The organism is candidate division WOR-3 bacterium, assembly GCA_039804025.1.
Classification (GTDB): Bacteria; Hydrothermota; Hydrothermia; order Hydrothermales; family JAJRUZ01; genus JBCNVI01.
Genome location: JBDRZP010000008.1, coordinates 18703 through 33623, shown reverse-complemented (window position 1 = coordinate 33623; position 14921 = coordinate 18703). Strand labels below are relative to the sequence as shown.

The following is a 14921-nucleotide window of genomic DNA, read 5'->3' as shown; positions in this document are numbered from 1 at the left end:
TCCTGAAATTTTAAGATTAAATAGAGAATTTTAAAATATTACTCTAAATGCTTTCAAGAAATAAAAGTTCCGGAGTTTCTAAATATTTTATTAAATCCTTCATAAAAAGTGCAGCTTCAGCACCATCTATTACTCTGTGATCAAAGGAAAGAGAAAGATAAACCATATCCCTTATTACAATTTCACCCTTTTCATTTACAACCGGTCTCTTTTTTATGGAATGAAATCCAAGAATTGCTACCTGTGGATAGTTTATAACAGGAAAAGAAAATAGACCCCCTATAGAACCTATATTAGTTATTGAAAAAGTGCCTCCCTGAACATCTTCCAAGTTTAGCTCCCTTTTTCTTGCTTTTTCAGATAGTATAGATATTTCCCTTGCAATATCTAAAAGACTTTTTCTTTCACAATTTTTAACAACTGGAACAATAAGACCCTGTTCTGTAGCAACTGCAACACCAATGTTATATTCTTTATGCAAAACTATTTCACTCTTTTCATCATCAAATGTGGCATTTACATATGGATGTTTTTTTAAAGCTGAAACTGAAGCTTTTATTACAAAGGGCATAAAGGTAAGTTTAACACCCTCCTTTTCCGCAAGTTCCTTCATTTTTTCTCTTAATTTAACAAGCTCTGTTAAATCTGCCTCATCAACATGCAGAGTATGAACCGCTTTTGATTTAGATTCTCTAAGTCTTTGTGCTATTTCCCTCCTTAAACCTCTAAGTGGAATTACCTCTTTTTCAGCTTCAAATTTTTCTTTAGCTTTTTCTTTTTCAAGTTTTTCTTTAATTTCTAAAACATCCTTTTTAAATATTCTCTTTTTCTCAAAAGCTATTTTACTTAAATCAATTCCAAGCTCCCTTGCAAGCTTTCTTGCTGAAGGAGTCGCAAGGACTTTTCCTTTTATATAAGGTGGTTCAAGAGGTAATTTCACTTTTTCCTCTACATAAAAAGGTGTTTTTATTTTTTCCTTTTCTAAATTTGTAACAGGGGAAACTATACTTTCTTCTTTTTCTTCCGAAGAAGCACTAAGTTCTATTTCACCTTCTACTTTTTCTCCCTTTTCAATCATAATTGCTATAGGTTTACCCACTTCTACAACATTCCCTTCTTTTTCAAGTATCTTGTATAAAATACCTTCAAAGGGAGAGGGAATTTCAACTGTTACTTTTTGAGTTTCAACTTCAACAATGGGTTCATTCTTTTTAACAAATTCACCTTCCTTTTTAAGCCACTTTAAAATTTCTCCCTCAACAACACTTTCAGCAATCTCAGGTAATTTAAGCACAAAAGGCATTTAAAAACCTCCTTCCAGGAGCTTCTTAGCAGCTCTTAAAATTCTCTTTTGAGAAGGCATATAAAGGTGTTCAAGAATATAGGGAAAAGGTGTATCCCAGCCAGTAACTCTCACAATCGGTGCATCTAAATAGAAAATAGCCCTTTCAGAAATAAAAGCTGAAAGCTCTGAGGCAAAAGAATTTATTCTTGGAGCCTCAACAACTATCATAACCCTTCCTGTCTTTGCCACTGAATTAAGAATAGTCTCTCCGTCAAAGGGAATTATTGTCCTCAAATCAATAAGTTCACAGGAAATACCTTCTTTTTCTAATTCTTCCACTGCTTTCTTGCACTCATGAATTATATACCCATAACTTATAATCGTTAAATCTTTTCCTTCCTTTAAAATTTTTGCCTTTCCTATTGGGACAGTGTATTTTTCTTCTGGAACTTCCTCTTTAAAGGCAAAATAAATTTTTTTTGGTTCAAGAAAAATAACAGGATCTTCATCCTCAATTGCTGAAATTAAAAGACCCTTTGCATCATAAGGATTAGAAGGAATTATCACTTTAAGCCCCGGAATATGGGCAAAAATTGCCTCAGGACTCTGCGAATGATATAAACCGCCTTTTACTCCTCCACCGTAAGGAGACCTTATAACAAGTGGAACACTGAACTGTCCTCCTGACCGAAACCTTTCCTTTGCTATATCAGAAATAAGAACATCAAAACCCGGCCATATAAAATCAATAAATTGAATTTCAGCCACGGGTCTTAATCCGTACAAAGCAAGTCCTGCTGCCATTCCAAGAATTCCGTCCTCATCAAGGGGAGTATCAAAAACCCTTTCTTCTCCATATTTATCCTGCAATCCCTCTGTTATTGTAAAAACTCCGCCTTTTTTTCCAACATCCTCACCAAAAACCAAAACTCTTTCATCCTCATAAAGTTTTATATCAAGAGCATTCCTTAATGCTTCACCTATTGTCATTTTAGCCATTTTACCCCTCCATTTCCTTTTTTAATTCCAAGTATTCTTCTTCAAGATACCATGGAGTTTTAACATAAACCTCATAAAACATATCCCTTGGTTCAGGAAAAGGAATTTTCTCGACCTCTTCCACAATCTTGTTAAGTTTTTCCTCTATTTCCCTTTTCAAAAACTCATCCTTTTCCTCATTCCATATACCAAGATATTCTAAATATTTTTTTAATCTTAAAAGCCCATCCTTTCTTTTCCACATTTCTAATTCTTCTCTGCTTCTGTATTTTTTATCATCGTCTGCTGAAGAATGGGGATCAAATCTGTAAGTTTCTGCTTCAATTAAAAAAGGTCTTTTATTTAATCTTGCCTCATTTACACACTTCTTTGTTACAAGATATGTAATTAAAGCATCATTTCCATCAATATAGTAACCCTCAGCACCGTAAGCCTTTGCTTTTATGGCAATTGTTTCTGAAGCTGTTTGTTTTACCCTTGGAACTGAAATAGCATACTGATTATTAACTATAAAAATTATTAAGGGTAAACCAAAAACAGAAGCAAAATTCATCGCAGAATGAAAATGTCCTTCAGAAGTTGAACCTTCTCCTCCATAGGAAATAATTACTTTATTTTCCTTTTTATACTTTATTCCCATAGCAATACCCATAGCAACTGGATGTCCAAGACCAACAGGTGAACCCAAAACAAAAATATTTAAATCTTTTTTTCCAAAATGACCTGGCATCTGTCTACCTTTTAAAGGATCAGAAGCTCTTCCCATTATCTGAGCAAAAATTTCCTCAACTTTAGCACCTCTTACATGTAAAGAAGGAACAGTTCTGTAAAAAGGCATAACAAGGTCATCCTTTTCAAGTGCATATAAAGAAGCAACATGAGAAGTTTCCTGTCCACCTATAGAAATATAAAAATAAGCCTTTCCCTGCCTTACAAGAATCCATCCCATTCTATCAATCTCCCTTGTCAGAAGAATATCTTTATAGAGTCTTAGAAGAAATTCCTTAGATAAACCAAAATCTTCGGGCTCAAAATCAAAAAGAGGTTTACCTTCTTCATCCAAAAGCCTGTACGGCTCTTTTGTAAATGGCTCAATTTCAAAAGTCCTAATTTCCATTTTAAACCTCCATAATAATTTTAAAATAAATAAAATTTAAAAAATAATTTTAAAATAAATAAAATTTAAAATTCAATAAATAGGTTTATATTGAATTTTTCTGTCTCAATAAGATTTTTAGGAGTGCCTACTACAAAATGTTCTTGTATAGTCCTCTTTAAATCTTTCAACTTTAAAAATCATCCTTTGTTGCCTTGTTGTCTATTTTTCAAAAAATTTGATAATTAATTTCCCTCAATTTTTCCTCTCTATCATTATTTTTTAAACTTTTTTCTTTTTCATATTTTAATCTTAAAGCAAAATATTTCGCACCCTGAAGGGTGCGGCTACCATAAAATTGTGGATGCCATATAATTAAATATGATTAAATATAATTAAATAAAATTATGGGGATAAAAGAAAAAGGCTCTCTTAAAGAATTTTTGCGCACTTTAAAGGGTGCGGCTACCATAAAATTATAGAACCTTGTTTTTTTTGGAAAATTAAGGACGAAGGAGATATGAGGGATAATAGAAACAATATTCTAAAAATCTTGTTACTTTATACCTTAAAAGGTGTAGCTCCCCAGAAGAAGATTTTCAAAAAAATGGTAGCCTGCGGGATATAACGCACCCTAAAAGGTGCGGCTACCATAAAATTATAGAATCATGGGAATAAATATTAAAGATTTTCAAAAAAATGGTAGGCGCAGGCTTTAGCCTGCGAATTTTTAATGATATTGAATGCTTCCCACTTTAACCTTTCTCCATATTTTTCATAAACTACTTAATCTTAATCTCTTTAGTGTAGAATACTATAAGAATATTGAATTTTCCGTCTCAATAAAATCACAAGGGGTGCCTGCTACAAAATTTTCCTACATGTCCTCTTTAATTCTTTCAACATAGGCGTTTTCTCATAAAATCTTTTGCATTTCACCTTTATATCATTATTAAATTTTTAAAAAATTCCTCACTTCTTCTTATACCTTCCAGAATTAATTTGTCTTTTGAATTCTTATTTTTAATGTAGAATTTTTCAATTTCTTTTTTAATTTCCATTAAATGTTCTATTTTTCTTTTATCATTAAGAGCTTTTTCAGCAAGAATTTTTGGAGAACCTTCCCAAAATCCCTCCGGAAAATAAAAATCCTTCATCCATGTAAAGGAAAGCTTTAAAAGTTTAAAACCAATTCTTGAAAGATAAACTGGATTTCCTTTAAATAAAAAATCATAGGTCTCTTTATCCCTTATATACTCTATATAAATTTTTTCACCACCTTTTATATCCTTTGAAATAAATTCAAGAAAAAAATCTTCAAATTCTGAGTTAAAGAAATTTTCACTTATATTAAAAATTTCAATCCACTTTCTATAAAAGGGTTTTCTTCCTTCAAAATATTTCAAACTTAAAATAAAAAAAACTTTTTTATCTTTTCTTAAAAAAACATCAATATTATACTCTTCGGGAAATCTACCTGAGGAAATCCTATCAGCAAATATATAAAAATCCTTAAATTTTAAACCTTTTTTTAAATCCTCTATAAGATTCATTTGAAAACTTCGCCTGTCTCTCTCCACCAAAAGAAAAGATCGAGATTCTGTAAGGGAATACCTGTTTTATAAGAAAACTCTTTAAATTTTTTCTCTATTTTTAGATATTCATTTTTTTTCAAATTATCTGGAATTTCATCAATTACACCTTCTTTTTTTAGATTTTTTAAAATGTGTCTGTCAAGAATAGCAAGTTCAAAGGAAAATCCTATATTCCTTAAAAAATGAGAAGCTTCCTTCAAGCCATACCCTTTAACATTTTTAACAAGATATTCCCTTACTTTTTCCGGTTCTTTTATATTTTCAAGGATACTAACAATTTCAAAATTACCATTTTTAAAAAATTTTTCCCTGTTTTCCAAAATGTATTTTGTCTTACTTTTCCTGAACCTTACTTTAGCAAGTTCATTAAAAATATCATTATAATCACCATTAAAAAGAAGATTTTTTCTTTCCAGGTTTAAAACAGCCTCCCAACAAAATTTTGCTTTTGACTGAGGAGTTAAAAGACAGAAAAGAAATTCCTTAAAAATTTTAATATGATCTTTTTCTTTCCATATTTCCCTGAATTCCTTTAACCTTTTTTCTATTACTTCCTCTATTTTCTTATATTCTGAAAAAATAAACAAATTATTAATTTTTTTACTTTGAAAAAGTTTCAATCAGTTCATAAACTCTTTCTCTACCACAATAAAGGTCTTCCCTGCATGGGTTAGAGCTATCAAGAATCAATTCCTCATAAGTGGGTCTTTCTTTTTTATAAAAAATTCCAAGGGGTATTTTCCCCTTGAAAGAAGTAGCATAAGTAAAAGCCTCTGTAAGATTTTCCTTATCATGGTCATTTGGTAAAAACTCTATATTCTCCCTGTACCAATCATAGGTATTTACCTTATTATAGGTTACACATGGAGAAAGAACATCAATAACTGAAAAACCTTTGTGTAAAAATGCCTCTTTAATTATCTCTGTCAAAGAATTAGGCTCACCTGAAAATGCCCTTGCAACAAAACTTGCACCTGAAGCAAGAGCCAAAACTACTGGGTCAACAGGAAATTCAACTGAACCATATGGACTTGAAACTGTCACAAAACCATGATTTGATGTAGGAGAAAACTGACCTTTTGTAAGACCATAAATTTGATTATTCATTATTATAAGTTTTATATCAACATTTCTTCTTGCAGTGTGAATAAAATGATTTCCACCTATTGCAAGTGCATCACCATCACCTGAAAGAGCTATAACAAAAAGTTCAGGGTTGCCGAGTTTTATTCCAGTAGCAACAGGTAAAACCCTACCATGGAGTGTATGAACACCGTTTGCATAGAAAAAGGCATAGGATTTACCAGAACAACCTATACCTGAAACAACAACAGTTTTAAAAGGATCTAATCCAATTTCAGCAGCAACCTTTTTCAATGAAGAAAGAATTGAAAAATCTCCACAACCAGGACACCAGGTAGGTTTTTTATAACCTTCGTAATCTTTTGGAGTTCTAACTTTGACCTCACTTAATATTTCACTCATTTTAATTCCTCCCTTATTTTTTCCTCTATTTCAAGAGGTTTAAAAGGTCTTCCTGAAAACTTTGTAATTCCCCTTATTTTATTCTTATGAATATCAATAATAGCATTCTCCACAAGAAATCTTAACTGCCCCTTATAATTCTGCTCCACTATAAAAATTTTTTCCTTATCTTCAACAAACTTTCTTACTTCATCCTCAGGAAATGGCCATAAGGTAACAATTCTTAAAAAAGAAACAGAAATTCCATCCTTTTCCAATCTCTCTATAGTTTCCATAATAGGACCAAAAGTGGAACCTGCAGAAATAATCCCGATCTTAGCATTCTTTTTTTCATATAATACAGGAGGCGGCACCCTTTTTATTAAATGCTTTATTTTACTCATCCTCTTTTTTACCATACTTACTCTATTATCCTCATCCTCTGTTCCATAACCTGCTTCATCATGCTCATAACCTGTTGTTCCAAAAACACCTTCTTTTATACCAGGTATAATTCTCGGAGAAATACCATCTTCTTCAATTTTATACCTTAGAAGAAAACCATTATTCCTTGGAACATCATTTCCATTTAAAACTATTTTACCTCTCCTTATTTCTACTTTTTTAGGGTCTATTTTTTCTTTATCAATAGTAAATTTATTCTGTGCGAGAAACTGATCTGTTAAAATAATAACAGGTATCTGGAATTCCTCAGCAAAATTAAAAGCCTCTACTGTTAAATAAAAGAGTTCATCAGGTGTTGCTGGCATTAAGATAAGTCTTGGAAATTCTCCATGACCAGCAAAAATAATATAAAGCAAATCTTCCTGACTTGTCTTAGTCGGAAGACCGGTTGAAGGACCCACTCTCATCGCATAATAAATAACGATGGGAGTCTCGGTCATTCCTGCATAGGATAATCCCTCAGTTTTTAAAGCAACTCCTGGACCAGAGGAAGCAACCATCGCCCTTAGACCTGCTATTGAAGCACCAATTGCCATATTTATAGAAGAAATTTCATCCTCTGCCTGTATAGCAGCACCCCCAAATTTTTTCATTTCTTTTGACAAAAACTCAAGTATTTCTGAAGAAGGAGTAATAGGATAAGCAGCAAGAAATCTACAACCACCCGCAATAGCTCCCATTGAAACAAAATCGTTCCCCATTGCTAAAATTCTTCCTGGGTCATTATATTTCTTCAATTTAAATTCAGGAAATCTTCCGTGATTTTCCCTTACAAGTTCCCTACCTCTTAAAACAGCCTTTTTATTAAGCTCAACAACTTTTTCCCCTTTCCGCTTAAAATTCTCAAGAATAACCCTATCTGTAATTTCCTCATCCACTCCAAAAATTTCAGAAAGAACTCCAACAGCAACCATATTTTTTATTAGCTCAAGACCAAGTTCCTTTCTTGCAATCTCCCTTAAAGGAAGAGGAACATAAAAAACACCTTCTTTTTTCAAATCATCAGAAAGCTCCTTTCCATCCCTTGAATCGTAAATACAAACAGAACCTTCCTTTAAGTCCCTAAGATGGGTCTTTATACTGGGTATATCAAAGGCAATCAAAAAGTCATCATAGTCATTCCTACCGTATACAGGTTTAGAACTTCCCCTTACAGTATAGTTTGATGGAAGACCTCTTATATTTGATGGAAAATCCTTAACCGTAACAACATAATACCCAATTTTTTTTAAAATCGAAGCAAGAACTTCACCAGTAATAAAACTTCCATCACCGGCTATGCCGGCTATTCTTACTTGCACATCTTCTTTCAATTTTAACCTCCTTTTAAAATAAAATCATTTCAAAATTTAGTAAAGTTTTAAAAAGTTCAATTATATAATAACTTGAAAGAATTTATTTTTCAAATCTTATTTCAATCTTAAAATTTTTCTTGTGGTTTCATTTTTCTTTAAAATATAAATTCCAGATTTAAAATTTTTAAAATCTAACTTCCTTCCTGCAATATCATAAATACCTTCTCTAAAAGTTGAATTTTTTATTGCAACTTCTTTTTCCCTAACACTCACAGGATGGAACTTTGCTGTATGTAAAATAAAAGCCAAAACCCCTTTTATTATATTTGTAGCATAATTAATATCTAAAGAATCTACAACATCCCTTGGAGTGTGGTAACCTGAATTGAAATTTTTCTCAAAAACACCAAGAGTTGTGTATCCATATGCTTCAAAGGGCATATAATCAGAAGCAAATATATTTCCATAAGTGGTATTAAGTGAAGGGAGGTACAAATTATAAATTGTTTTAAGAGTTTCAGCAAAGGCGAAAGATTTACTATTATTTGTATCAACCTGGTTTCCCATATCGTATTCAATTATTACCGTATTATTAACAAAGTTTATATCTCCTCCTATCATATCTGCATTTAAAAGATATTTAATTTTTTTATTATTCTGCCTGTAGTAATTTGCAAGCTGAGTGGAGCCTATAAGTCCAGGTTCTTCAGCAGCAAAAGCAATAAATTTTATTGTGTAATCAAAATCAATATTATTGATTACCCTTGCTATTTCAATTAAAAGGGAAACACCTGAGGCATTATCATCTGCCCCTGGTGCAGGACCGTAGGGTGGATAGCTCCAGTTTTGACCCCTTGAATCATAATGGGCACAGATTATTATGGGTTTTAAGGTATCAATAAAACCTTCCTTTTTTGCAATTATATTCGCCTGTTCTCTGTTTCCATAAAAAAATATATGTTCTCTTAAATTATAACCGTAATTTTGAAATCTTCCCTTTATCCAAAGTCTTGATTTATACATGGAATCGCTTTTATAATGTCTTGTCCAGAAGTTCTGAAGTCTTAAAATATTCTTATAAACTGAATCTACCTGAACTTTCTGTATAATCTGTGCTATATCAGGATTATATGTTTGGGAGATTAATAAAAAAAATAAAAAATTCATTTTAAAACCTCCTTTATATGTTTCTCAAAAAGTTCTTTAATGTATTCAAAATTAAAAGGATAAAGATATTTTATCTTTAAATTCTTAAATTTTTCTTTTATTTTTTCTATCTCTTCTTTTATTTCTTCATCTACATGGTGCCCACCTGTAAACATTGTTGGAACAATAAAAATTTCTGAATTATTTTCATTTTTAACTATTTCTTCTATAACTTCTTCAAGATTTGGAGCACAGAATTCATTAAAGGCAAAATAACACTTTATATTCAATTCTTTTTCAATCTCATCTTTTAATTTTTTATGAAAAAAATAATGAGGGTCATTTTCTGCATTCCTCTCAAAATAATGGAGTTCCCTTTCAAGATTTAAAAATTCCTTTTTTTCTTCATTATTTAATTCACCTTTCATTTTTTTAGATCTTAAGAAAAAAAACCTTTTCAATTTTTCCTGTGGAAAATCATATGGCACAGAACCGTGTCCAACAAAAATAATGTATTTCATTTCCATATTATAAAAGAATTTAAATTTAAAACTAAAATATTTTAAAATTAAAATTAAATAAATTTAATAATAAGGGAAAAAAAATGAAAAAATCAAAGGAAATTTATGAAAAAGCAATAAAACTTATGCCCGGGGGTGTATCATCCCCTGTAAGAGCATTTAAAGCAGTTGATGCAGAACCACTTGTAATTGAAAAAGGGAAAGGTGCTTATATTTATGATGTTGATGGAAATAAATATATTGATTTTATCTTGTCCTGGGGTCCACTAATTCTTGGACATTCTCACCCTGAAGTAAAAAGAGAAGTTAAAAAAGTATTAAATAATGGGTTTTCCTTTGGAATGCTTACCGAACTTGAAGTTATTCTTGCTGAAAAAATAAAAAGAGCTTTCCCCTTTATTGATAAAATAAGATTCGTTAATTCAGGGACAGAAGCCACAATGTCAGCTTTAAGACTTGCAAGGGCTTATACAAAAAGGGATAAATTCATAAAGTTTGAAGGGTGTTATCATGGACACTCTGACTTCTTCCTTGTAAAAGCAGGTTCAGGAGGTCTAACCTTTGGTGTCCCCTCCTCTCCTGGTGTTCCTGAAAATATACTAAAAGATACTATTATTCTTCCCTATAATGATATTGAATTAGTTAAAGAAGCTTTTGAAAGGGAAGGAGAAAGAATTGCCTGTGTTATAGTAGAACCAATTGCAGGAAATATGGGGGTTGTTTTACCAAAAGAAGGATTTCTTGAATCCTTAAGGGAAATTACAAAAAAATATGGTAGTCTTTTAATTTTTGATGAAGTTATAACAGGTTTCAGAGTTTGTTATGGTGGTGTGAGTACTTTAAAAAACATAATGCCTGATATTATAACACTTGGAAAGGTTATTGGTGGTGGTTTTCCGGTGGGCGCTTATGGAGCTAAGGAAGAAATTATGAATTTAATTTCTCCATCAGGTCCTGTTTATCAGGCAGGAACCCTTGCTGGAAATCCTGTTTCAATGTCCTGCGGTATAAAAACCTTGGAAATTCTTGAAAGGGATAACCCTTATCCTGAAATTGAAAAAAATCTTACATATTTAATCAATGGATTAAAAAATATTTTTGATAGAAAAGGAATTCCTGCATCTTTTCCAGGGTTTAGAACTTTCTTTTCTATATTCTTTTCTGAAAAAGAGCCTGAAAATCTCAATGATGTTCTAAATACAAAAAAGGAATACTTTATAAAGCTTTTTAAAAATTTATTGAAAAAGGGAATACTCCTTCCTCCTTCACCCTTTGAAGCCTTATTTCTTTCAATTTACCATGATAGAAAAATAATGGATAAAGTCCTTTCTAAATTTGAAGATGCAATAAAAGAAATATGAGTTTTGAAAAAGTTTAATAAGTTATGTTAAAAATTGAGGTTATAAATCTTACTAAATTCTATGATAAAAGAAAGGCTCTTTCAAATATAAATTTTGAAATAAAGGAAAATGAGTTTTTTGTTCTGATTGGTTCAAACGGTTCAGGTAAAACAACTTTAGTGAGAATACTTTTAAAAATTTTAAAACCAAGTTCTGGTAAGGCAGGTATTTTCTATAATGGAAGAGAAATAAAAAAAGAGGAGATAGGTTTTGTTCTTGAGGATGAAATGCCTTTTGAATTTTTCTCGCCTCTCGAATATCTTAAATTCTATGCAGAGATTTTAAAAAGAAAAGTTAATTTAGAGGAACTTTTAAAAAAATTTAATTTATATGAAGATAAAAATACAAAAATTTATAAGTTATCAAAGGGTAATAAGAAAAAATTATGTATTTTAAAAGCACTTATAAATGATCCGAAAGTTTTAATCTTTGACCAAGCTTTTGAAATTATTGATATTGAGACAAGAAGGGAGATATATGAACTTTTAAGGAAGGAATTGGAAGGCAGAATAATTTTCATAACTTCCCATGATTTTGAATTTATAGAATATTATTCCACGCATTTTGGTATAATTAAAGAGGGAAAATTTTTAGGAAAATTTAAAACAGAGGAATTAAAAGGCAGAAAACTTTTGGATTTTTATTTTGAAAAAATAAAATGAAAAGTTTAATAAAAAGGGAAATTATTTATTTTTATATAAAAAGACCTTTAAATTTTTTATGGTTATTTATTTTAAATATGATTTTCTTTTCTGCAAAGGGTCTTGCAACACCTTCTGATATCTCTCCATCAAGTCCTGAATATACCTTTACAAAATGTTTTTCTCTTTTAATCCCCCTTTTTATTTTTGCTTTTATTGGTGGAATGAGTATGGATGAAATAATACACAAGGAAAAAGTTAAGAAATATTTTGAAACTCTTTTAGCATTTTCTTTTTCTCCTTTTAAAATACTTTTGAGTAAAATAATAGCAAGTTTTATAGTTTTATATTCAGTTTTTCTTTTTTCCTTTTTATTTTATGTTCTTTTATTGAAATTATCTGGAAGTGGATTTGAAAAGATTTTTTTTGAAGGTAAGTTATACTGGATAAATTTTCTTTTATTTTCACCTCTTTTAGGTATTTCAATTTTAAATTTAGAAGCACTTTTTTACTTTATATTCACAGATCAGAGAACAAGTTCGCTTTTATCTTTTTTTGCCTTTGGTTTTATAAGTTTTTTTATTTTATTCATAGCCCTTGCTTCACCTTATGATTTCTTTTTAATATTTTTCTTACCATTTTTTTCAATAATTTCTTTTATTGGTTCAATTTTGACAATTTTTATAATATTAAAAATTATTCCTCCTGAGAATTATCTATTAAAGTTTTAATTTTACCATGAATTTTCAATAAAGCTTTTGTATCTCCATGTTTTTTTGCTGCATTAATAAAATTTTTAATTTCTGCTTCAAACCTTAAAATAATACTTGTTCTCATATCCTCTGACCAGTTATCATACATTTTTTCAAAAGGTTTTCCTCTAAATAAATCAAAAGCAGTTAGGTATTCCCTTTTTGCATATTCCCATTCACCAGCCTGCAAGAATGTATTTGCAGCTGTAAGTGCTTGCATAAACTCCTGATAATCTGTTATAAAATAAACTCCATTATTTTTTAAAGTTTTGTCTCTTTTATTAATATCAATCAAAGACCCTCTAATTTTTAATTTTTTCTTAATATTTTTAAGTAACCTCCTAAAATTTTTTTGTGGGTTTTTTGTTCTATTGAAGAAATTATTATAAATAAATTGAAGAGGGATACTTTTTCCAGGTTCATTTATTCTCAATGCAAGATAAATAAGAAAAGCACTTTCTCTGTTAGATAAATTAATTTTTAAAAATCTTTTATTTTCACCCTTTTCTCTTTTATAAATCTTTAATTTTCCGAGAAATTTTATTTCATATACAGGATTTTCCTTGTTTAAAACAGGTAGATTCAAAATTTTTTTTGGGAATTTAATAAAACCTTTTTTAATGAAACTTTCTAAGGATTCAGGGAAAAAGAAAATAAACCGGTAAAAAAAACCTAATATACCTTTTTTCTTTGCAAAAGAAAATGCTTTAATAAATTTTTTCTTTTTAAGCAAAGTCATAATATAAATAGAAGAGAATAAGTTACTCTTTTTTGATTTTAAAATTTTTTCATTTTTACCTAATAAAATCTCAATAATATTTTGATATTTTTTTAACCCTTTATTTTTACAGAAAAATAAAATTCTTTTTAATAACTTTTTAGATTTTCTTACTTCCTCTAAAGCAGAGTAACAAGCTGAAATTGTAAGATATGAATAAAACATACCTAAACCAAGTTCTTCTTTTTTAAAATTTTTGATAGCATTATTGCATAAAAAAATAGATCTTGTTAGTTCGCCTTTTAAAAGATAAAAAAGAGAGTAAAATAAATCTCTGAAACTTTTTTGTGCCCAATCTCCAAAATAGGCATTCTTTGAAAGTTCTTTTGCCTTTTTATATTCACCTTTTAAAAAGAAAATCATTGCAAGGTTATAATTTACCCATTTTTTATTTTCTTCATCTAAACCATCAAGAGATTTTAAAAAGAAATATTCAGCTTTTCTATAATCTCCTATATGAGTGTATAGAGTTGCAAGATCAAGCATAAGATAAGGAGAGGAACTTTTTTTTCTCTCTAATATTTTCTTACATAGATTTGCATATCTCCGGGCGTAATATATCCTTCCTAAATAAGCATTTAGTATCCCCTTTTCTATAAGAAGGGTAAATTTTAAATTAAAAAGTAAATATGAATAATACTCTTTTTTTCTTTTTAATATTCTTTCCAATTCCTTTATTCTTTTCAAACCTTCATTTGCCTTTCCAACCCATTCTAAAACCACAACTTCAGCTAACCCAATAACTAATGCTGAATAATTTAAGTTTCTTTTTAAGCATTCTTTATACAATTTTTTGATTTTCTTAATATAAGATTTAACTTTTATTTTTCCAAAAAGAGAAAGTATTTTTTCAATTTTTCTTCTAAGGTTTAAAAATTCATCAGGAATTTCTTTTAAAATTTCATTTTTAGGTAAAACAGGAACAGAATTTAAAATTTCTCCTGCTTTTTTGAATTCCCTTTTAACAAAAAAAGTTTCAGCTAATTTATATTTCACCTCTGCTTCCTTAGACCAGGAAACATATTCAACAAAATTATTACTGATTTTCTCCTTTTTAAAACCTGCATAACCGTATCTTTTCCATACCCCCCATATACCCTTTATTGATATTTTTATATTCTCCTTTTCTAAAATTTCCTTTGCCCTTTTTAAAGTTAATGCAGGATCCTTTTCCTTTAATAAAACAATCTTCTCCTCTAATTCCCTTTCTATCCTGTTCCAGGGCCTTTTATATCCATAAAAAATTCCTTCATCAAATTTTCCTTGATCTTTAAATTCCTGATTTTTATATATTTTTACCCAATTCCAAAGAGTGTTGTAATGGATATTAAATTTCTTAGCAGTCTTTCTTAATGAACCATTATTGAGATAATGTTCAATTACTTCTATAGGTATAATTAAATTATTTGTCATATTTTGTGGAAAAATTATAAAATAAATAATAAAAAAAGTCAAATAAAATTATTCTTAAATAAAATAAATTG

The 14921-nt window shown here is 29.7% G+C and carries 13 protein-coding genes; 3 read left to right on the top strand and 10 right to left on the bottom strand.

Annotated features, from left to right (window positions below):
* Positions 1 to 43: 43 nt before the first annotated feature.
* The 9 genes from ABIN73_04195 to ABIN73_04155 all read right to left on the bottom strand — a co-directional run bounded on the left by ABIN73_04195 (position 44) and on the right by ABIN73_04155 (position 9866).
* Positions 44 to 1303, bottom strand: a complete 1260-nt coding sequence (locus ABIN73_04195; GenBank protein MEO0268925.1) for a dihydrolipoamide acetyltransferase family protein — start codon at positions 1301 to 1303, stop codon at positions 44 to 46.
* Positions 1304 to 2284 (bottom strand): alpha-ketoacid dehydrogenase subunit beta, encoded by a 981-nt coding sequence (locus tag ABIN73_04190; protein ID MEO0268924.1) that lies wholly within the window; start codon positions 2282 to 2284, stop codon positions 1304 to 1306.
* 1 nt (position 2285) lies between these two features.
* Positions 2286 to 3401, bottom strand: coding sequence for a thiamine pyrophosphate-dependent dehydrogenase E1 component subunit alpha (locus ABIN73_04185; GenBank protein ID MEO0268923.1), 1116 nt, complete (start codon positions 3399 to 3401; stop codon positions 2286 to 2288).
* Positions 3402 to 4321: 920 nt separating this feature from the next.
* The gene (locus ABIN73_04180; GenBank protein MEO0268922.1) at positions 4322 to 4933 is read right to left on the bottom strand and encodes a DUF1122 family protein; all 612 of its coding nucleotides are present in this window, start codon (positions 4931 to 4933) and stop codon (positions 4322 to 4324) included.
* Complete coding sequence (locus ABIN73_04175; GenBank protein MEO0268921.1) at positions 4930 to 5562, bottom strand: N-glycosylase/DNA lyase; 633 nt, start codon at positions 5560 to 5562, stop codon at positions 4930 to 4932. The genes ABIN73_04180 and ABIN73_04175 overlap by 4 nt, the downstream gene beginning before the upstream one ends.
* 13 nt (positions 5563 to 5575) lie before the next feature.
* On the bottom strand, positions 5576 to 6460 hold the full coding sequence (locus tag ABIN73_04170) for a 2-oxoacid:ferredoxin oxidoreductase subunit beta (GenBank protein ID MEO0268920.1): 885 nt from the start codon (positions 6458 to 6460) through the stop codon (positions 5576 to 5578).
* Entirely contained in the window at positions 6457 to 8217 is a 1761-nt protein-coding gene (locus ABIN73_04165; protein ID MEO0268919.1) for a 2-oxoacid:acceptor oxidoreductase subunit alpha, read from the bottom strand. Before ABIN73_04165 ends, ABIN73_04170 begins: the two co-directional genes overlap by 4 nt.
* Before the next feature lie 96 nt (positions 8218 to 8313).
* A complete protein-coding gene (locus ABIN73_04160) occupies positions 8314 to 9366 on the bottom strand; it encodes a M20/M25/M40 family metallo-hydrolase (GenBank protein ID MEO0268918.1) in 1053 nt (350 codons plus the stop codon).
* The gene (locus ABIN73_04155) at positions 9363 to 9866 is read right to left on the bottom strand and encodes a CbiX/SirB N-terminal domain-containing protein (protein ID MEO0268917.1); all 504 of its coding nucleotides are present in this window, start codon (positions 9864 to 9866) and stop codon (positions 9363 to 9365) included. The genes ABIN73_04160 and ABIN73_04155 overlap by 4 nt, the downstream gene beginning before the upstream one ends.
* Positions 9867 to 9949: 83 nt before the next feature.
* On the opposite strand from ABIN73_04155, the gene hemL reads away from it, so the two are divergent.
* From hemL to ABIN73_04140, 3 genes are read left to right on the top strand one after another with little or no spacing between them, the layout of a single operon-like run.
* Positions 9950 to 11227 carry a glutamate-1-semialdehyde 2,1-aminomutase gene (gene hemL, locus ABIN73_04150; GenBank protein MEO0268916.1) on the top strand — a complete coding sequence of 426 codons (1278 nt, stop codon included), beginning with the start codon at positions 9950 to 9952 and terminating at the stop codon, positions 11225 to 11227.
* 23 nt (positions 11228 to 11250) lie between these two features.
* Positions 11251 to 11928 (top strand): ABC transporter ATP-binding protein, encoded by a 678-nt coding sequence (locus ABIN73_04145; protein ID MEO0268915.1) that lies wholly within the window; start codon positions 11251 to 11253, stop codon positions 11926 to 11928.
* Positions 11925 to 12638, top strand: a complete 714-nt coding sequence (locus tag ABIN73_04140; protein MEO0268914.1) for a hypothetical protein — start codon at positions 11925 to 11927, stop codon at positions 12636 to 12638. The genes ABIN73_04145 and ABIN73_04140 overlap by 4 nt, the downstream gene beginning before the upstream one ends.
* On the opposite strand, the gene ABIN73_04135 is transcribed toward ABIN73_04140, so the two are convergent.
* Complete coding sequence (locus ABIN73_04135) at positions 12604 to 14850, bottom strand: hypothetical protein (GenBank protein MEO0268913.1); 2247 nt, start codon at positions 14848 to 14850, stop codon at positions 12604 to 12606. The genes ABIN73_04140 and ABIN73_04135 overlap by 35 nt on opposite strands.
* Positions 14851 to 14921 lie beyond the last annotated feature (71 nt).

Coding starts and splice junctions, on each gene's coding strand:
- hemL (MEO0268916.1), top strand. CDS start 9,950: ATGAAAAAATCAAAGGAAATTTATGAAAAAGCAATAAAACTTATGCCC.
- ABIN73_04160 (MEO0268918.1), bottom strand. CDS start 9,366: ATGAATTTTTTATTTTTTTTATTAATCTCCCAAACATATAATCCTGAT.
- ABIN73_04155 (MEO0268917.1), bottom strand. CDS start 9,866: ATGAAATACATTATTTTTGTTGGACACGGTTCTGTGCCATATGATTTT.
- ABIN73_04145 (MEO0268915.1), top strand. CDS start 11,251: ATGTTAAAAATTGAGGTTATAAATCTTACTAAATTCTATGATAAAAGA.
- ABIN73_04190 (MEO0268924.1), bottom strand. CDS start 2,284: ATGGCTAAAATGACAATAGGTGAAGCATTAAGGAATGCTCTTGATATA.
- ABIN73_04135 (MEO0268913.1), bottom strand. CDS start 14,850: ATGACAAATAATTTAATTATACCTATAGAAGTAATTGAACATTATCTC.
- ABIN73_04170 (MEO0268920.1), bottom strand. CDS start 6,460: ATGAGTGAAATATTAAGTGAGGTCAAAGTTAGAACTCCAAAAGATTAC.
- ABIN73_04185 (MEO0268923.1), bottom strand. CDS start 3,401: ATGGAAATTAGGACTTTTGAAATTGAGCCATTTACAAAAGAGCCGTAC.
- ABIN73_04180 (MEO0268922.1), bottom strand. CDS start 4,933: ATGAATCTTATAGAGGATTTAAAAAAAGGTTTAAAATTTAAGGATTTT.
- ABIN73_04140 (MEO0268914.1), top strand. CDS start 11,925: ATGAAAAGTTTAATAAAAAGGGAAATTATTTATTTTTATATAAAAAGA.
- ABIN73_04195 (MEO0268925.1), bottom strand. CDS start 1,303: ATGCCTTTTGTGCTTAAATTACCTGAGATTGCTGAAAGTGTTGTTGAG.